This is a genomic window from Tenacibaculum sp. Bg11-29 (assembly GCF_002836595.1).
Taxonomy (GTDB): Bacteria; Bacteroidota; Bacteroidia; order Flavobacteriales; family Flavobacteriaceae; genus Polaribacter.
On the sequence record NZ_PJBB01000003.1, the window covers coordinates 403,368 to 419,869 of the forward strand.

General features: G+C 28.2%; 16 protein-coding genes and 1 tRNA gene. 6 read left to right on the forward strand and 11 right to left on the reverse strand.

What is annotated here, in order from left to right; all coding sequences use genetic code 11:
• Entirely contained in the window at positions 1–210 is a 210-nt protein-coding gene (locus tag CXF68_RS01935; protein WP_101042673.1) for a hypothetical protein, read from the forward strand.
• 597 nt (positions 211–807) lie between these two features.
• On the opposite strand, the gene CXF68_RS20450 is transcribed toward CXF68_RS01935, so the two are convergent.
• Entirely contained in the window at positions 808–972 is a 165-nt protein-coding gene (locus tag CXF68_RS20450; RefSeq protein WP_157821831.1) for a hypothetical protein, read from the reverse strand.
• A gap of 164 nt (positions 973–1,136) precedes the next feature.
• Between CXF68_RS20450 and CXF68_RS01940 the strand changes: the two genes are divergently transcribed.
• The 5 genes from CXF68_RS01940 to CXF68_RS01960 all read left to right on the forward strand — a co-directional run bounded on the left by CXF68_RS01940 (position 1,137) and on the right by CXF68_RS01960 (position 4,233).
• Positions 1,137–1,565, forward strand: a complete 429-nt coding sequence (locus CXF68_RS01940; RefSeq protein WP_101042674.1) for a hypothetical protein — start codon at positions 1,137–1,139, stop codon at positions 1,563–1,565.
• A gap of 36 nt (positions 1,566–1,601) precedes the next feature.
• Positions 1,602–1,811: a hypothetical protein gene (locus CXF68_RS01945; RefSeq protein ID WP_101042675.1), complete on the forward strand. Its 210-nt coding sequence runs from the start codon at positions 1,602–1,604 to the stop codon at positions 1,809–1,811.
• A gap of 352 nt (positions 1,812–2,163) precedes the next feature.
• Positions 2,164–3,291 (forward strand): hypothetical protein, encoded by a 1,128-nt coding sequence (locus tag CXF68_RS01950; RefSeq protein WP_101042676.1) that lies wholly within the window; start codon positions 2,164–2,166, stop codon positions 3,289–3,291.
• 1 nt (position 3,292) lies between these two features.
• Complete coding sequence (locus CXF68_RS01955; RefSeq protein WP_101042677.1) at positions 3,293–4,015, forward strand: hypothetical protein; 723 nt, start codon at positions 3,293–3,295, stop codon at positions 4,013–4,015.
• A 5-nt stretch (positions 4,016–4,020) separates the two neighbouring features.
• Positions 4,021–4,233, forward strand: coding sequence for a hypothetical protein (locus CXF68_RS01960; protein WP_101042678.1), 213 nt, complete (start codon positions 4,021–4,023; stop codon positions 4,231–4,233).
• Between the two features lie 274 nt (positions 4,234–4,507).
• Here CXF68_RS01960 and CXF68_RS20455 read toward each other — a convergent pair whose 3' ends face one another.
• The 10 genes from CXF68_RS20455 to CXF68_RS02005 all read right to left on the reverse strand — a co-directional run bounded on the left by CXF68_RS20455 (position 4,508) and on the right by CXF68_RS02005 (position 16,237).
• Positions 4,508–4,672 carry a hypothetical protein gene (locus CXF68_RS20455; protein ID WP_157821832.1) on the reverse strand — a complete coding sequence of 55 codons (165 nt, stop codon included), beginning with the start codon at positions 4,670–4,672 and terminating at the stop codon, positions 4,508–4,510.
• A gap of 346 nt (positions 4,673–5,018) precedes the next feature.
• Complete coding sequence (locus CXF68_RS01965) at positions 5,019–6,008, reverse strand: hypothetical protein (RefSeq protein WP_101042679.1); 990 nt, start codon at positions 6,006–6,008, stop codon at positions 5,019–5,021.
• Positions 5,992–7,746, reverse strand: coding sequence for a restriction system-associated AAA family ATPase (locus CXF68_RS01970; RefSeq protein ID WP_101042680.1), 1,755 nt, complete (start codon positions 7,744–7,746; stop codon positions 5,992–5,994). The genes CXF68_RS01965 and CXF68_RS01970 overlap by 17 nt, the downstream gene beginning before the upstream one ends.
• Positions 7,727–9,130 carry a restriction endonuclease subunit S gene (locus CXF68_RS01975; RefSeq protein WP_101042681.1) on the reverse strand — a complete coding sequence of 468 codons (1,404 nt, stop codon included), beginning with the start codon at positions 9,128–9,130 and terminating at the stop codon, positions 7,727–7,729. Before CXF68_RS01975 ends, CXF68_RS01970 begins: the two co-directional genes overlap by 20 nt.
• Before the next feature lie 3 nt (positions 9,131–9,133).
• The gene (locus tag CXF68_RS01980; RefSeq protein ID WP_101042682.1) at positions 9,134–10,675 is read right to left on the reverse strand and encodes an N-6 DNA methylase; all 1,542 of its coding nucleotides are present in this window, start codon (positions 10,673–10,675) and stop codon (positions 9,134–9,136) included.
• A 102-nt stretch (positions 10,676–10,777) separates the two neighbouring features.
• Positions 10,778–11,071: a hypothetical protein gene (locus tag CXF68_RS01985; protein WP_101042683.1), complete on the reverse strand. Its 294-nt coding sequence runs from the start codon at positions 11,069–11,071 to the stop codon at positions 10,778–10,780.
• Between the two features lie 925 nt (positions 11,072–11,996).
• A complete protein-coding gene (locus tag CXF68_RS01990; protein WP_101042684.1) occupies positions 11,997–13,310 on the reverse strand; it encodes an ATP-binding protein in 1,314 nt (437 codons plus the stop codon).
• A 186-nt stretch (positions 13,311–13,496) separates the two neighbouring features.
• The gene (locus CXF68_RS01995) at positions 13,497–14,564 is read right to left on the reverse strand and encodes a hypothetical protein (protein WP_101042685.1); all 1,068 of its coding nucleotides are present in this window, start codon (positions 14,562–14,564) and stop codon (positions 13,497–13,499) included.
• Between the two features lie 254 nt (positions 14,565–14,818).
• Positions 14,819–16,099 carry a site-specific integrase gene (locus CXF68_RS02000; RefSeq protein WP_101042686.1) on the reverse strand — a complete coding sequence of 427 codons (1,281 nt, stop codon included), beginning with the start codon at positions 16,097–16,099 and terminating at the stop codon, positions 14,819–14,821.
• 56 nt (positions 16,100–16,155) lie between these two features.
• A tRNA-Leu gene (locus tag CXF68_RS02005) sits at positions 16,156–16,237 on the reverse strand.
• Positions 16,238–16,502 lie beyond the last annotated feature (265 nt).

The window sequence follows — 16,502 nt, forward strand, 5'->3', positions numbered from 1 at the left end:
ATGGAGTCTCAAATGCAATATCCTCCTATGATGGGAACAAAAAAAGAATTATCAAATCATTATTGGAGGTTGTCAACTCGGTTTTTCAGGAGTACTATTAACAGGATAATTTCAGAATCAAGGAATATCGAATTAAAAGAAGCCAAGAATTTAAAAACGATCACCCCAAAAGAGTTTAAATTATTTGTTGCTGAAGTCGAAGGTGATTAAATCGTTTTACGCTATTTATTCAGGAAGTCTAAATTAAGGTACAAAAGAAATTGTTATTCAATATGATTTCGAATTTATTGGTATTGATTTTTAAAAAACTTCCTGTTTTTTTGTTGCAACAACTGTTGCAACAATTGTTGCAAATCTGTTGCAGTTCTGTTGCAACAGTTGTTTATTTAAGACTAAAATAAACTACAACCTCAGTAAAATGGGGTTTTTTAATGCTTTTTTCTTGTTGCAACAATTGTTGCAGATCTGTTGCAACAGTGTAGATTCTTGTTGCAACAAAATTGCTTTTCTGTTGCAACAGCTGTTTTATTTAAGATTAAAACAAACGACAACCTCAGTAAAATGGGGTTTTTTAATGCTTTTTTCTTGTTGCAACAATTGTTGCAGATCTGTTGCAACAGTGTAGATTCTTGTTGCAACAAAATTGCTTTTCTGTTGCAACAATGTTGTTGTTCTGTTGCAATAGTTGTTTCTTTAAGATTAAAACAAACGACAACCTCAGTAAAATGGGGTTTTTTAATGCTTTTTTCTTGTTGCAACAATTGTTGCAGATCTGTTGCAACAACTATTTAGAACCATTCAGATAAGTTAAATCAGAACATAAAACTTTGTATAAATATTTCTATTAGCTTCTGAATCATTCCATCCAATATAGTAACCGTTAATTAATACTTCTTCCTCTGTTTCTCCAAAACCACGTGAAAAAAGAGTAGTTAATAGTCCAAAATACAATATGATATTTGAGTGCTTCATAATAATGGCTAACGTCAGCTTCTCTAAAAACCGAGATTTATTTTTTTATATTTCAATAATTATTTTCTTTTTAATTAAAAAAACGCTAATCGTTTGTAACGGTTATAAACAATTAATACTTCACTCTATTTTGTTCTTACCCCATATATATATTCGCACTTTGTATGCTTTTTTATATAGGTGCTATTGATCTTGAATATTTAGGAAAGTTACCGGTAAACAGCTTATCCGAAGAGAGTTTAATCGTTCGGGATTTTTTAGTAACGAACGATGCGAAAGATATTTTTGCGCTCGTAGAGCGGTATAAAAAATTGATTGCTTATTTAGATTATGCTAATAAGACTGATTACCTAAGATATAATGATTTCATGTCTTTCTGCTTACTGATAATAGACAAATTACAGGCTGGAGAGTTTAAATCAAACCTAAGTGAAAAAGAGTTTATTTCTTTTGAAAAGTTTGTCCAAAATTCCTTTTTAAAGGCCTCTTATCAGTATCTAAATACCAGGGAATTTAATCATAACGAGTATGCCAAAGAGATTGCTATTTTACCTGATTTTACCCAGGCTAATTACAACGATGTGTACTTCTAATCAACAAAGAATAATACTATTATAAAAATAAATAATATGGAGCATCAAATAGCGTACCCACCTATGATGAGTACAAAAAAAGAATTATCAAATCATTATTGGAGGTTATCAACTCGGTTTTTCAGGAGTACTATTAACAGGATAATTTCAGAATCTAGGAATATCGAATTAAAAGAAGCCAAGAATCTAAAAACGATCACCCCAAAAGAGTTTAAATTATTTGTTGCTGAAGTCGATGGTGATTAAATCGTTTTACGCTATTTATTCAGGAAGTTTGAATTAAAGTACATATGAAATTGTTATTCAAGATGATTTCGAATTTATTGGTATTGATTTTTAAAAGACTTCCTGTTTTTTTGTTGCAACAACTGTTGGTTATTGTTGCAACAATTATTTAAAACCATTCAGTTAATCATTAAAATAATTGTAGGTTTTCAGCCCCTAAAAACTGAAAAATTCATTGACATAATTGTGGTAAGAAAAAAAGCTGTACTTTTAAACACCTTTATTCCGCAGTCCCCTCTCATTAGATCTGTATATATGGAGTAAAAGTACTTATATAAACAAGTTAGCTGCAATTTTAAATAAACATTCGAATATGAAAGCAAACATTTTGACAACACTTCTATTATTGTTAAATTTTATTGTTTATAGTCAAAACCATAAGACAATTGAAATAGATCCTATTACAGATATGGCTAAAGAAAGTTTACCATTCGATCAAGGTTTTGTTTTAAAAAAAACTTACTCAAACAAAATACGAATTCTTGGTATTGGGTATTATGAAATAAAGCAATCTGAAAGAAAAGAATATTTTAGTTCGGCAAGAACTACGGAATTGAATCTATTGTTTAAGTTTGAACAGAATAAAGAGAATAAATATGACCTACATATTTTTGTTCCACCATTAAAGCCTCAAAGATTTTACGATTTTTTAATCGTTCACTTAATTAAAAGAGATGACCCACTAATCACCAAATACCTTGCTTTATTTAAAGCGATTACTGAAAATAATCCTACATTACAAACTAATATTCTTGATGAAATTAATAAAAGTAAAAAGAAAACACTAGACCCTTTAGAACATATAGATTTGGATACAGGAATAAATAATATTTCAGAACTATCATCTTTCTATAAATCAAATCTCGAGATTATATACAAAGACAAAGGCATAAGTGAAAAAGAAAAAAGAAGTCTTTTAATTTCCAAAATAGTTGATAACGATTTATTTTCCAGGGGTTATTGGGTGAGTTCAACTTCTGAAATTTTCAGTTTTGAAACAAGAGCAAAGTTTAGAATTACACCTGATTTTGGATATGTCAGTTATGGTTTTCAAAAAGATTTTAACGGATTCACACCGTATATAGGTTTTCAAATAGAGTTTCGTTATTTTGATAAAAGCATACCATTTAAATTAATACCAAATAAAACTATATGGCATCGCCTTTCATTCAATACAGGTATAACTCTTGCCTCCCTTAAAAAAGATGAACAAAGAGAGGATCTGTTCGATAACAAATCTCTACTAATGGGGTTTGGTTTTCGTCTATCTAATGCTTTAAGATTAACAGGAGGTGTAATTCTTTTCAATAGAGAAGACCCAAATCTACTCATTGATAATAAACGACTTGGAGCAACTCCTTTCATTGGCTTATCAATCGACTTGAGTTTAAAACAATTCTTCAATGATATGTCTGGTTTAATTCCATTAAATAGAAATTAATATGAAAAAAAAAATATTTATATTTTTAATTATAATAACAATATTTTCTTGTTATAAAGAAGATGACTACTTGTTAAGTAAAATTGATGATAGTTTTGTTTTAATATCTGTTAAAAACAATAAAATTTATGCTGACGGAGTTTCATCAACAGAAGTAATCGTTGAAATTCCATATAATACTAAAAAAGAGTTTACTAAAATAACTTTAAAAACATCGAGCGGTAAATTTAAAAATGACAAACAAGAGATTGAAGCAAACATTTCAAAAGTTGTGATTGATGGAAAAGATAAAAAGATAGCAAAAGCTAAATTAATAACATCTCAAACCGTTGGAGAAATTACAATAGAAGCACGAATTAGCGACATAACGAAAAGTATCGGAGTTATTTTTGATAGAGCATATCCAGAAAAAATTATAACTGATTTACCGTCATTAGAAATTAGTAATGGTAATCAAACAATAACTCTCACAACAAAATTAACCCGAAATATAGGAAAGCCTTCTTTACTAACTACTGCAAAAGTATTTGCCATTGATTCTAAAGGAAATCTAGTTGGACAGTTCCTCAATTATTCTGAATCTGCAGATAAAGATGGAATTTTGAAAAATCAATTTTCACTCGGTACAACAAATTGTAATTGCCCAAATATTTTCATTATATCTGAAACAAATAATTCAGAAAATTCTGTCATTCGTGACACAATAAGTCTAATTGTAAAATAAAATATATGAAAGACGTAAAACAAAAAACAATCAAGGTTTCAAATGACCTTATGAATGAACTTAATCAAGTTTTGAAAAAATATGATTTAGGAAATGTTCATATAGAATCAATTAGACTTAAAAAAGGTGCATTTCAAAACTGCAGAAGAGTATGTAAACTTTGGACAAACCCAAAGACAGGCGAAAGAAAAGTAATATGTAAAATGGTTTGTGATTAGAAAAACAGCCCATAAAAAAGTACTGTGGTAAAAAAAAAGTAAAAATCATTTAATTTTTGACTGAAACACTTCTATAGCTATCATCATATATCAATCTTGTTTTAATAGATTATTACAAATCACTATTAATAAAACTGTTACCCAAATTTATTGATATTGATTTTTAGAAAGCTTCATGTTTTTTTGTTGTAACGTTTGTTGATTTTTGTTGCAACATGATTGATTCTTGTTGCAACATACTGTTGCAACAAATATTTAGAACCATTCAGATAAGTTAAATCAGAGCATAAAGCTTTGTATAAATATTTCTATTAGCTTCTGAATCATTCCATCCAATATAGTAACCGTTAATTAATGCCTCTTCCTCTGTTTCTTCAAAACCACATGAAAAAAGAGTAGTTAATAGTCCAAAATACAATATGATGTTTGAGTACTTCATAATAATGGCTAACGTCAGTTTGTCTAAAAACCGAGATTTAATTTTTTATATTTCAATAATTATTTTCTTTTTAATTAAAAAAATGCTAACCGTTTATAACGGCTACAAACGACTAATACTTCACTCTATTTTGTCCTTACCTCTTATGTCTTGGCACTTTGTATGCTTTTTTATATATTATAAAGCACATAACAATATAAAAAACATAGGGCATTTGTGCTAAGTCAAATGTTCTGTACATATTAACAAAATCTACTAAATATAAAATTTAGCATTCCTTGTAATACATATAAATTTAAGATTGGTTCTTGTGCTTTATTAAGCTTACCTAATTTATTCATTTCAATTATTTAAATTGCTCTATAAAATCCTCGTCTTTAAGAATAGCTTCCATAATTGGAACCTTAAGGAATTTTTTATCTAAATAGATATCATTGTCCTCTTGATATTCGTTAATAAAATATTTACAAGTTTCTTCAATAGTTTCATTTCTTGCCCTGTTACGTCTTTTTAATCTTCTCAGAAAAGACGGCTTAATTTGATTACTAACATTCCTGTATCTTGTTGTCATCGAAAAAACCTTATCCCATGTTTTTATTTTTTCAATATCATCTCCTGATAATCTTAACTCCCTAATCGGATTTTCAATATCATCATCCAATTCTATTGTTACATTTACATTATTATTCTTCCCTTCAAAAGGGTAAAAACAAATTTTTTTATCTTTAATTGGATTTGTATCCGATTTATAAGTTCTATTACACTTATGACAGAGAGGTACTAGATTATTATAATTAACACTAGCAAAAGGAATTACACTCTTTGGCAAATAATGATCAAAATCTTCTCTTTTTCCACTTTCCTCAGGCTCAAAAACATCTAAACAGCAACAAGGGCAATCGACAAATCTATTTTCTTCATATAACTTGTTATAATAATCTGCTTTTGAACCATAAACTAATTTTAAAGTTTTCCTTTCAGAATATTCTTCATAAAGGTCAACGAAAAAAGGTTTCATTTTCACCTCAACAACATATGATAGTGGTTTTACAAAAAGAGTAACATTTCCATTACATAAGTTTTCTATGTCATTATGATTTTTAAACGCATTTACAATATCGTTGCGCTCAACATCACTCAATTCACGACACAAATCGTAAATATCAAGAAGCCTTCCTCTAAATACAGGAAGTTTATAAAAGAAGTCTGTAAATCGATCATCAAATAAAAGGGAACTACCTTTCCTAGCATTGCACCAGTAATCACAAACAATATAATTGACTAATTCATCTATGGTTAGTATGGTATGTGATATTGATTTATATGTTCTTAGCACTCGTCAATTCCCTTTTAATTCTATTCAATTTAGCAAATACTATATCTTTTGTTAAAGAATCACCCATATCACGTAATTCCCATTTAATTCTATCAATATCGTCTGTTTTTCTTATACTACTATAATCAATTTTATCAAACCTCTCTTTTGAATACTCTCCAATGAAGTCTCCTTTATCAAAAATATTCTCCATAATAATATCAATATCTGTTCCAAAAGTTTTAAATTTTTTCTTTTTAGCATTTATTGCAATCACATCTTTAGTCTTTTTATCTCTTTCAAATACAATAACCTTATCAGGATAGCAATCCGAAATAATAAATGGAGAGTGAGAGGTAATCAAAACATCACGCATTAAATTATTACTTCCACTAGCATCCAAAGACTTTTTTAAGACACTAATAAACTTAGAACGCCAATCTGGATTAAAATGAGTTTCTGGCTCATCCAATAACAATAATGCATTTCGATTTCTTAACATCAAACAAATCCCTAATGTATGCAAAAACTGTTGTTCTCCATCAGAAAGATTTTTAAGTAATAATTCCACCGTTTCATCCTTTCCTTTAATTTTCTTCTCTATATAATAATCAAGAAAGTAGAAAACTTTATCCTCAGGAGCAGGAGTTGGAATTTTACCATCCGTGTAGTATCCCTTCGAATTGTACACATCGCTTTTAATGTACTGAGGTATTGAAATGTAATTTAAGGTATACAATAATTGAAAAGCTTGGAAAAGTTCATATATGGTTTTAAAATTATCTTTAAAAGCTATTTTAGTGTTTTCATCAACCCAAAAATCAAGGATTAAATGATCCTCTTTATCATAATAGCAAGTAGCACAATTCTTAAACTTATCTATTATTTTATCTTCATTATCCTGAGTGTTTTTTTCCTTTATAAGTTGATCTAAAATTCTATTTGAAGTCCCTTCTACTTGTTTTATATTTAGGTTCATCCTAAATCTTTTAATATCTAAAACCCCTAGCTCTTCTTTTAGAGATTTTAAAATATTTTTCTCTTTTAGAGCTTCCTCGTCATGAAAAATTAAATTAGACAGTAACACAGCTTGACTCATTTCATAATCTATATAAACCAAACTGTTCTCAGGTTCCTTGTAAAATCTATTATGAATTAAAAACTCTTGATACTCATCAAAACTTAATAACTGTGACTTTAAAAAAGGAATACTTAAAATTTCATTCTCCCCAGAAGAATAACCTATTATTAGATTAGGTAAATATGCTTTAGCTGGAGCAGAATATCCTTCTTTTCTTTCTGTTTCAGTTGGAAGCATTCTGAATGAGTCCTCATCTGCTATGTTCTCAAAAGGGTAAGAAAAAGCTTCTAACTTAGGCAGTTCATTTTCTTTTTTTGTAATTACTACTTTAAATAAACTTTCTATTATGTATTCTTTGTTAGTGATATATTCATTTTGAAACTTAGGAACAATATAATATTCTAATTCGTATGCATTTGGTTTATTAGCTCCATTATTAGGATGGAAATTTTTAGGGTGATTTACATTTACACAATTTTCTAAATGATAGAATATATGAGAAAGCGCTTCTAATATATTAGACTTTCCACTTCCATTTAATCCAGCAAAGCAATAAGGATGAAACTGAGACCAATCGTTTTCTGGGCTTTCTTTTTTATAAGGAGCTCTAAATTCAAGTTCAAATCCTGAACTTAAACTATTAAAATCACTATTTAGTTTAAGTCGGGATAATTTCATCGTTATTGTCTATATATTTTTTTTGAGTCTGCAATACTATTTTCTTGCCAACAAAGGTTTGCAAAATTCCTTTTCGGGAGTTTTTGTGTTCTTTTTTAGTTCTATTTAAAACCTGAAAAAGTTTTTTCACTTCATCGTCATAAGTTTCAGAGCTTGAATATTCGTGGCTATTAAGAGAGTTTATCAAATTCTCTATAAGTATATCGTCTTCTATTAAAAGGTTTATTTCATCTTTTTTAGTTTTATCAGCGATTTCATTAAAGGTTTTATATATTAAAGTCTGAAATAGTTCTTCCAACAAATCTAATGACTGATTGCTTCTAATTTTCTGTAGCTCAATATTTTTTTTAATCCATAAAAACTTATTTTGAATACTTATTTCAGGTAATGGTATTTCTAGATTCTTAACAATCTTCAGGTTTAAGCCTTTCATTGCGATTCCTCTAGCAGAGTTCACAACTTTCTTCCTATAAGGAGAATGTTGAAATAAAAATTGAAAATACTCTGACTTAATCTTCTTTTGATTAAAGGAAATTTTCATTAACCTTGGATTAATAATACCTTCCTCAAAATTACTTGGAATAACTGCTACCTTACCAACAACCCCCATTAAAGTTATAAGAACATCTTTTGACTCTACTTTATAATTTATTAATTCATTGTATTTATCTAAACTGATAAAGTAGTTTCCATAATCAAGACCATTCACTACTTGTTCCTGACCATAAACTTTATAACCTTTTGGTGTATAAAATTCTTTTTTCAATGTAGAACCAAAAGGTCCAGATTTAATGGAATTATTCTTTTCAAGTTTTAGATTATCAATTTTTGCTATAGCGTGATTTTTATTATTCAAAATTGGATCTCCACATGTTTTAATAAATGTACTAAGAAGAAATTCATCTAATAATGAAAGAAATTCGGATTTTCGATTTATTAAATTTTGGATTTTGTCAAATCTATTTATGTATCTCTTTTGATCTTCAATAGCATATTTTGGAATTTCAATTTTGTTGATGTAAGTCTTAGATATATTTTTTAATCCTACACCTTTAAATCCATTTGCAAGTATATGAATATTCCCAAATAGATAATAGTAAACAAATTTAGTTTCAAATTCATTTATCATATCATCTTTTAGCCTTACAACAAAGCAATGAGAAGTAGTAGAAAAAGCTCTACCCTCATAATGAATATTAGGAACTCCACCGTTTCCAATTATTATAGATTCTTCAAAATACTCTGGAGACTCAGTATACTTTCTTTGTTTTGGGCTTGATGTATAAAATGAAAAACTTCCTTCGTCAAAGCCTTCACTGGCTTTTAATTTGGATTTAGCTTGAAAATCAAAAATATTTTTAAATAAAATTTTATCTACCTCCATATTCTAAAAATTATCATCACTAAGCTCTTCCAAACCTCTAAATATTTCACTCTCTAACTCTCTAAGTTGCTTAAGAATAATATTAGGAGTTCTATAATTTTCGGGCTTATAAATAAAGTCTTGATATAAATTAAAATTTAACTCAAATCCATTATCTTCTATTTCATTATAAGGGATAGCAAAATGTTGTAACTTCTTATTCTTTTGATTTTTTTTATTTCTTGATTCCCACTCTTCAATAACTATTGGTAAAGGATTGATTTTAAGTTTATTTCTGTTAGCATCTAAGGAGTAACCATCCGAATTCATACCATAAAACCAAATATCCATTTCTTGAGGAGATTCAGTATTACTTTTACGCTTTTCGAAAAACAAAATAGACGTTTTAACCCCTGTGTAAGGTTGAAATACTCCTTCGGGCAAAGAAATTACACCTTGTAAATCACAACAATTCATTAGCATTTTCCTAGTTTCTTTATATGCCTTCCCTCCATTAAAAACTACACCTTCTGGCACAATGACTGCTGCACGACCTCCTTCTTCTAGCATGTAAATTATTCGTTCTAAAAACAATAACTCTGACTGCACAGGTTGGGATATTCTATTTCCTTTTTTATCATTTTTAGGATGATAAACTCTATCTAAATTTTCACTTATAGTCTTGCTATTAATTTTCCCAGTAAAGGGTGGGTTAGCTAGTATATATTTATACTTTAACGTATTATTTTCAGTTTCAAAATTTTCGTATTCAGGAGAAAGAGTATCTAAGTGTATAATTTTAGGACTATCTATACCATGCATCATTAGATTCATCATACCTATTCTAACCATTGTTTGATCAATATCAAAACCGTAAAAAGTATTATTCTTTAATATGCTTTTATTTTTTTCATTCAACTTCTGTCCATCTAACCCCTTACTTAAACCGTTAATATCAATAGTTGTTTTTTTAGAATACTTAGTTATAATATATTGATGAGCTGCAACTAAAAACCCTCCAGATCCACAGGCTAAATCGCTAATCTTTCCATCAATATCTGGATCTAACATTTCAACCATCATTTGAATGATATGACGTGGAGTTCTAAATTGCCCATTCTTACCACCTTCACTAGTTTGTTTTAGTAAATGTTCATAAAGATCACCTTGAATATCTTGAAAGTATTGCTCATCTTCTTTTTCTTGCTTTTCTATTTCAATATAAATTTCATCTATTATTTCTATAGACTCTTCTATCAATGTTGGTTTCTTTATACTAAAATTAGCCTGTCTCATTGCCTTAAAAAAAGGAGATTCTTCTTCCGTTAAATCATTTTTAATATAAAAAAACACTAAATCTAGATGTGAAACCAGTTTCTTACTATCTCTTTTGTGATATACGCTCCACTTATACTCGTCAATAACATCTGGTTTAAAGACTTCTAATCTTTTCATGAATAACAGATATGAGATTTGTTCTATAGCTGTTATAGGATTAGAATGCCCTCCTGACCATAATAATGTCCAGAGTGAATGTACTTTAGTTCTGATTTTTGACGTTAGCATTTATATTTTTTTATTAAAAAACAATGAGTAATTATTAATTATAAAACTATAAATAATAACTGAAGTACTAAAGAAGTATTTTAACTTTCTCAAAAGGTAAAGTTACCTACCTAACCGTTGCTTACACATTCTAATTTCTTCTTTAGAAAACAAGAGGGTATATTCAGGTTGTACGACTAAATTCTCTATGGATAAATCTACTCGTCCTTCCAAAAGTAATTTAGTAAATCCTTCTGTGTTCTCAGGTTTAGTAATTAGTTTTTTAGCAGCAATATAATATCCTTCCTCTGCGGCAAGATTAATTAAATATTGAGGGCGATATACATCTTTTATACATAGTTGAACCTTGTAGCTCAAGTTCCTTTCGAACTCATTTTTTAATTCTTCATCTATCATGTTAGTCATTTTTGACTACTAATATAATCAATGCTTTTTATATTTTAGAAGTTCAATTCGACCTTCTAAATACCATACTTAATCTACTCTAAAATAAGAGATTATAAATCACTCTTTTTTAATAGGTAACGATTTCAGCACCTAAAAATTAACAACACTTTCCAAAGCATCGTCAAAACTGCATAATTATAAAGTTTTTTGTCTTTTATTAATTGAGCCCTGAAAAAACAAACATTATTGGTCTTTATTTTGAATCAGAATTCACAGTTCAAAAGGATGCTATAGATAAAAAACCTGGAGAATAATATTTTGTGAATAATTATTTTCATGACTGAGGATAAAATTTAGAAAAAAAGCGAGTTAGCATGGCATCTCTGCTGGATAGAAAAAGAATTAGCAAATCATTATTGGAGGTTATCAACTCGGTTTTTCAGAAGTACTATCAACAGGATAATTTCAGAATCAAGGAATATCGAATTAAAAGAATCTAAGAAACGAAAAACGACCACCCCAAAAGAGTTTAAATTATTTGTAGCTGAAGTCGATGGTGTTTAAGTCGTTTTACACTATTTATTCAAGTAATTTGAATTAAAATGCTAATAATAAAGAAACCCGAATTTATTGATATTTATTTTTAAAAGTGTGTAAATCCTTTAAAGAGATACAGTATTTAGATTTATCAATTATCTTTTAGAAAACTTCCTGTTTTTTTGTTGCAACATCGTGGATTCTTGTTGCAACAATTATTTAGAACCATTCAGATAAATTAAATCAGAATATAAAGGTATTGTAGTTTTTTTTAAAAAACAACCACACAACAGTCTATAAACTATTGTATAGTTTAGATTAGAAAAATAATAGTATATGTTTTTAGTGAATGACTAAACTGTTTATTTTCTATCTCAGTTTTTTGTTGGGCTTAGTTTTATAAATTCTCAATATAAAATTCATAATCTTCATTAATGTCATTTTCAATAATATTCAATAGTCTTTCTATTACTTTTAAATCTTTTCTTTTTGGTGCAACATCTAATTCATCTTTTTCATCTTTAAAAGTTAGAAAAGCAAAGTTTTTTAGAAATAGGTTATTAAACCTATACTTATTAGAATTAATATCATAGGTAAAAAACTCTCCTCTTTTTAGAGTACACAATTCATTAATGATTTTTTCTGATTTAACTGAATTTTCTCTAATTAATTTAGAATTTATTAAATCATCGAAGCTAAAAAATTCTTTCTTTAAGTTTAAAGCTTGTTTAATTATTTCTTTGGGTAAATTTAAAATTGAGCCATTTGAAATTTTTACTGCTTTATCAAATGTTGAAGTTAATGTATCTGTCTTTTCTTCTAAATACTTTTCTAAGGCTAAATCTAAATGAGTAGTATCAAAGAAAATTTTCTTTTTTGATGTTTGATAAACTAATTCATTAAAGCAAATGTTAAGACATATTTGATGACAAATTGTAGGAGAACCGCATGAATATTTAATTATTTTGTCTTTTGTTTCTTTTGAAAAATGAATATTTAAAAGTTTTTCTCCTTTATTTATTATTTTCTCAATTTCATCATTATCCATAATGGGTACCTTTATCTCGCTTACTCTTCCAGATAGTTCATTGTCATATTCTACAACTTGTCTTGCTGTTGAAACTGCACCAATTGCTATTATTTTTAACTCATCATAATTTATGGACATATCCATAAATACTTTCATTAATTGAGCGATTTTTGTTTTATTTTCTCCGGTTATTTTATGAAAATCTTCTAAAACCCAACAAGAATTAGATTCTCCAAAAAAATGACCTAATCTTTGTGGTGTTAATTGAGGTGGTAATACTGATATGTTGTTTTTTGTTTTAGTTTTATTTATTTCAAATAAGGAAATTGAAGATTTGATCTCGTTATATTGGAGAGTAATTTTAGGATTTATTTTTAAACCTTTTGAAGAAGAAGATTCCTCATAAAAATTATCTAATTGATCAAAGCCATCTAAAATTACATTTTCAAATGTCATTCCTTTCATACATCGAGTTATGATATAGTTTTCATAAGTTTGATTCAATTTATTAAGAACTAAAGTAGTTTTTCCACAACCTGAATGTCCAAAAACGACAATTTGTTTTCCTGGTGTATTTAGTGCATCAACAAGTTGGTTGTTTATTTTCCAATCTCTTTCAACGAAAATTAATGTTGAAGGTTTGGATGGTGTAAATACTTGATTGGTTTTTTTTGTTTTCATTTTTTTAATTAAGCCCAACGTGTTTCTTTAGTTTGTATTAAATATCTTTAGATAGAAAAAGAAGAGAACTATAACGTGTTTTAAGTACTAAATTTAGCAAATAAATCACAGATAGAAAGCCGCGAGGACTTTCGTAAATATGCTAGAACTAGCAATTAATTTTATAAGGTGTTGTGCTTAGTGCTTTTAAATTTTATTTATTAATTTCTCTAACTCAGTCAATTGCCCTTTGTATTGTTTGATAATACTTTCTAAATTTTTTGACATATAGTCTTTTTCCAATTCTATGCCTTTTATTGCATTTAATCCTTTAGTCATTGCACTAGCAATCCCTTTAGTTCTTGGGTCGAGTCTAAGATGAGCCATAATTTCTACTAACGGTAGAAAAAATTCTCTTCTCAAAACAAATGGATTAAAGTTCCCCGCTCTCAGATAAGGCATTATTTGAGCAGAATGTAAATCAGCAATTGGTATATATCTTGGATCATTCAAAGGGTCGGAGTTCGATTCCTTTTCAAGTTCAACACCGTAATCTTTAAATGCACTACTAAACTCTTGTAGACTTAAACTTAACGAAGTGGTGTGTTTTGAAGTTCCTGATAAGTATCTATTAAATTTTTCTCTCAAGGTTTCATAAAGATGTTCCAAAATACTAACATAGCCGTTTGTGCTATTCGAAATTTTCACAATTTCTTCAAATACCTTTTTTTTATTGTTAAGTTCGATGTATATAATTAACTCATTCTTGTCAAGAGATTTGAAAACTTCTCCGCTTAGTGAAGAATACAATTCCAAGTTTCGAATTTTAAAGTCTTCTTTTTTGAGTTCTTCGGAATATTCATCAAGCGACTGAATTTGCTTTTTAATGGGTTCTTCCAAGCTACGCAACTCCGCAATCCAACGTTCTCCAGATTTTATGATTTTCTTTTTATCCGAACGCTTTTCAATTATTCCCTTTACCCAAATACCTAAAAGCAATGTCAATATTGGTAACAAATATTTCAGCCAATCAACTTTAGTCTTTTCCTTTACCATTACGACTTTAGTTAAGTTGTCTTTAGATATAGGGATTGTCAACTCATTTTTAAAGTTGAGTGTTATCGTGTCAACTTTTTGAGAACTTCTCTTGATTATTGTATCTGATTGGATTAGTTTTTTCTCATTTGTTAAAGAATCAACTTTGAGTCCTATTGAATCTTGACTATAAAGATTAATTGAGATGAAAATTAGTAATATATTTAGAAATTTGTTCATTTTTTCGTGTTAAGCACAACTAGTTACATAAGGAATAAAGTTCTCGTTTATCAAAAATTAAAAGTAGCGTATCAACAATAAAAAAGACACTAAAAAACCGTACAATAAGTAAGGTTTTACCTTACTTATTGTACAAATTTGATCTAATAATAAAGTGATCTATAAAAAAGAGTTATGAAAGCTTATTATTTGAGCATAAGCGAAAGATATATCAGCATGAAAGAGGTTTTTAATATAAAAAAAAGAATAGTAATTTATAACATTTTATAATCGTAATTACCTGACCAATCTTCAGGTAGCTGCCCTCCTATTTCTCTTAAATATTTTCTAGTTGTACTTTCGTCAACATGTCGCATAATCTCTTGTATTTTTAATACTGCTTGATACTCGCTTAACTTCTCTTTTTTTATAAACTGATAATATAAGCTTAATGCGCTGGTATGTCGAAAGGAGTAAATACCATAGTCTTCTGACAAATTAAAATGATCTTTAATTTTTTTAAATCTCCGACCAAACCAATCCTCTCTTGATTTTTCTTTTTTTGTTTCCCAATAAGTAATTTTTTTTTCTTTAGTAAAAATCAACATATCACTATCAAAAGTATTCAACTCTAAACTAGAAAAATAGAAATGTAGAGGTTTTACTAACCTAATATAAACTCTATCTTCAGTTTTGCTTTCAATTTCAATAGTATTATCTACTAAATCAATATTTTCAACTTTTAATCTAATAATCTCAATTGGCCGTAAAAAAGAATACCACATAACCTTAATGTATCTATATAAATACGGGTCATGTTCTTCGGTATATTTTAAAATATTATCAAGTTGTTGGTGATTAAAAGGTTTATTTTTTTTTGCTTTACTTTTTAGAGCTGCAATTTTAGAAATAAAATTATATTTAATAATTTCTTTCTCTTCTAACTCAGTGAATAATCCAGATAATAATCTTTTATGATTATTTCGACTAGTATTACCCATCCTTTTTGTCAAATCTCCTAGATAAAAAGAAATGTGTTTTTTTGTTAAATATTCGATGGGTTTTTTATCTAGTTTTTTTTCTTCTAACCATTTAATGAAAGAATTTAAATAAACCGTGTTTACATCTGTTGATGATTCTTTCCAGCTATTCTCCCTATGGTTAAAAGCTATATTAAGAGCTTCAGTAGTGGTATATGCCTCAGTATTTACATCAACCTCTTTTCCTCTTTCTTTAAATGGACTATATCCATCTTGTAAATATCTTTTTAATGCTTTCTGTAAATTCTTGGCAGCTTCCTCTCTACTCGCTAAAGTTTTTAATCTATTTATACCTTTTCTTTCTGTAAATTTTTCCATCAATCCAGTGAACGGATTTCTATAATAGTAGTAAACGTGCCAAAATTTATTTAAGGTAATAACTCTTTTTCCGTCTATTTCTTCCTTTGGTCTGTATATTTTTGGTTCCGAATACAATTTTTTTAGTATATTAAATCTTGAATTAAGAGACAAAGATACAGGTTCATTTACAGGTTCACTAATGTATATTTTTGGCATAAAAAAAATGCTTTAAAAAGAATAAACCTTTTAAAGCACTAATATCATTGAATTTGTACGGGCAAAGAGACTCGAACTCTCACACCTTGCGGCACTAGATCCTAAGTCTAGCGTGTCTATCAATTCCACCACATCCGCATACAAATTTAATTGTGGCTGCAAATATTTAAATACACAAACTTCTTAAATCAAGATATTTTACTGTTTTCAATCTTAGTGTGCAATTCTTTAAAACAAAAAAACTTGACTCTTCACAAATTAAAGTTTTAGTAATTTACGAAGTACAGGGAAAGGGACTCACATATCTTGTGCCACTAGATCCTAATATTATTACATGTGTGTATTCTTCGCTAATGGAAAAACTCAATAATTGTTACAAATTTTTCACAAATTACCACGAGCC

What these genes read in the sequence shown, in the direction of transcription:
- CXF68_RS01950 (WP_101042676.1), top strand. Translation starts at nt 2,164, where the DNA reads ATGAAAGCAAACATTTTGACAACACTTCTATTATTGTTAAATTTTATT.
- CXF68_RS01995 (WP_101042685.1), bottom strand. Translation starts at nt 14,564, where the DNA reads ATGAACAAATTTCTAAATATATTACTAATTTTCATCTCAATTAATCTT.
- CXF68_RS20450 (WP_157821831.1), bottom strand. Translation starts at nt 972, where the DNA reads ATGAAGCACTCAAATATCATATTGTATTTTGGACTATTAACTACTCTT.
- CXF68_RS01955 (WP_101042677.1), top strand. Translation starts at nt 3,293, where the DNA reads ATGAAAAAAAAAATATTTATATTTTTAATTATAATAACAATATTTTCT.
- CXF68_RS01990 (WP_101042684.1), bottom strand. Translation starts at nt 13,310, where the DNA reads ATGAAAACAAAAAAAACCAATCAAGTATTTACACCATCCAAACCTTCA.
- CXF68_RS01960 (WP_101042678.1), top strand. Translation starts at nt 4,021, where the DNA reads ATGAAAGACGTAAAACAAAAAACAATCAAGGTTTCAAATGACCTTATG.
- CXF68_RS02000 (WP_101042686.1), bottom strand. Translation starts at nt 16,099, where the DNA reads ATGCCAAAAATATACATTAGTGAACCTGTAAATGAACCTGTATCTTTG.
- CXF68_RS01970 (WP_101042680.1), bottom strand. Translation starts at nt 7,746, where the DNA reads ATGAAATTATCCCGACTTAAACTAAATAGTGATTTTAATAGTTTAAGT.
- CXF68_RS01980 (WP_101042682.1), bottom strand. Translation starts at nt 10,675, where the DNA reads ATGCTAACGTCAAAAATCAGAACTAAAGTACATTCACTCTGGACATTA.
- CXF68_RS20455 (WP_157821832.1), bottom strand. Translation starts at nt 4,672, where the DNA reads ATGAAGTACTCAAACATCATATTGTATTTTGGACTATTAACTACTCTT.
- CXF68_RS01940 (WP_101042674.1), top strand. Translation starts at nt 1,137, where the DNA reads ATGCTTTTTTATATAGGTGCTATTGATCTTGAATATTTAGGAAAGTTA.
- CXF68_RS01975 (WP_101042681.1), bottom strand. Translation starts at nt 9,130, where the DNA reads ATGGAGGTAGATAAAATTTTATTTAAAAATATTTTTGATTTTCAAGCT.
- CXF68_RS01945 (WP_101042675.1), top strand. Translation starts at nt 1,602, where the DNA reads ATGGAGCATCAAATAGCGTACCCACCTATGATGAGTACAAAAAAAGAA.
- CXF68_RS01935 (WP_101042673.1), top strand. Translation starts at nt 1, where the DNA reads ATGGAGTCTCAAATGCAATATCCTCCTATGATGGGAACAAAAAAAGAA.
- CXF68_RS01985 (WP_101042683.1), bottom strand. Translation starts at nt 11,071, where the DNA reads ATGATAGATGAAGAATTAAAAAATGAGTTCGAAAGGAACTTGAGCTAC.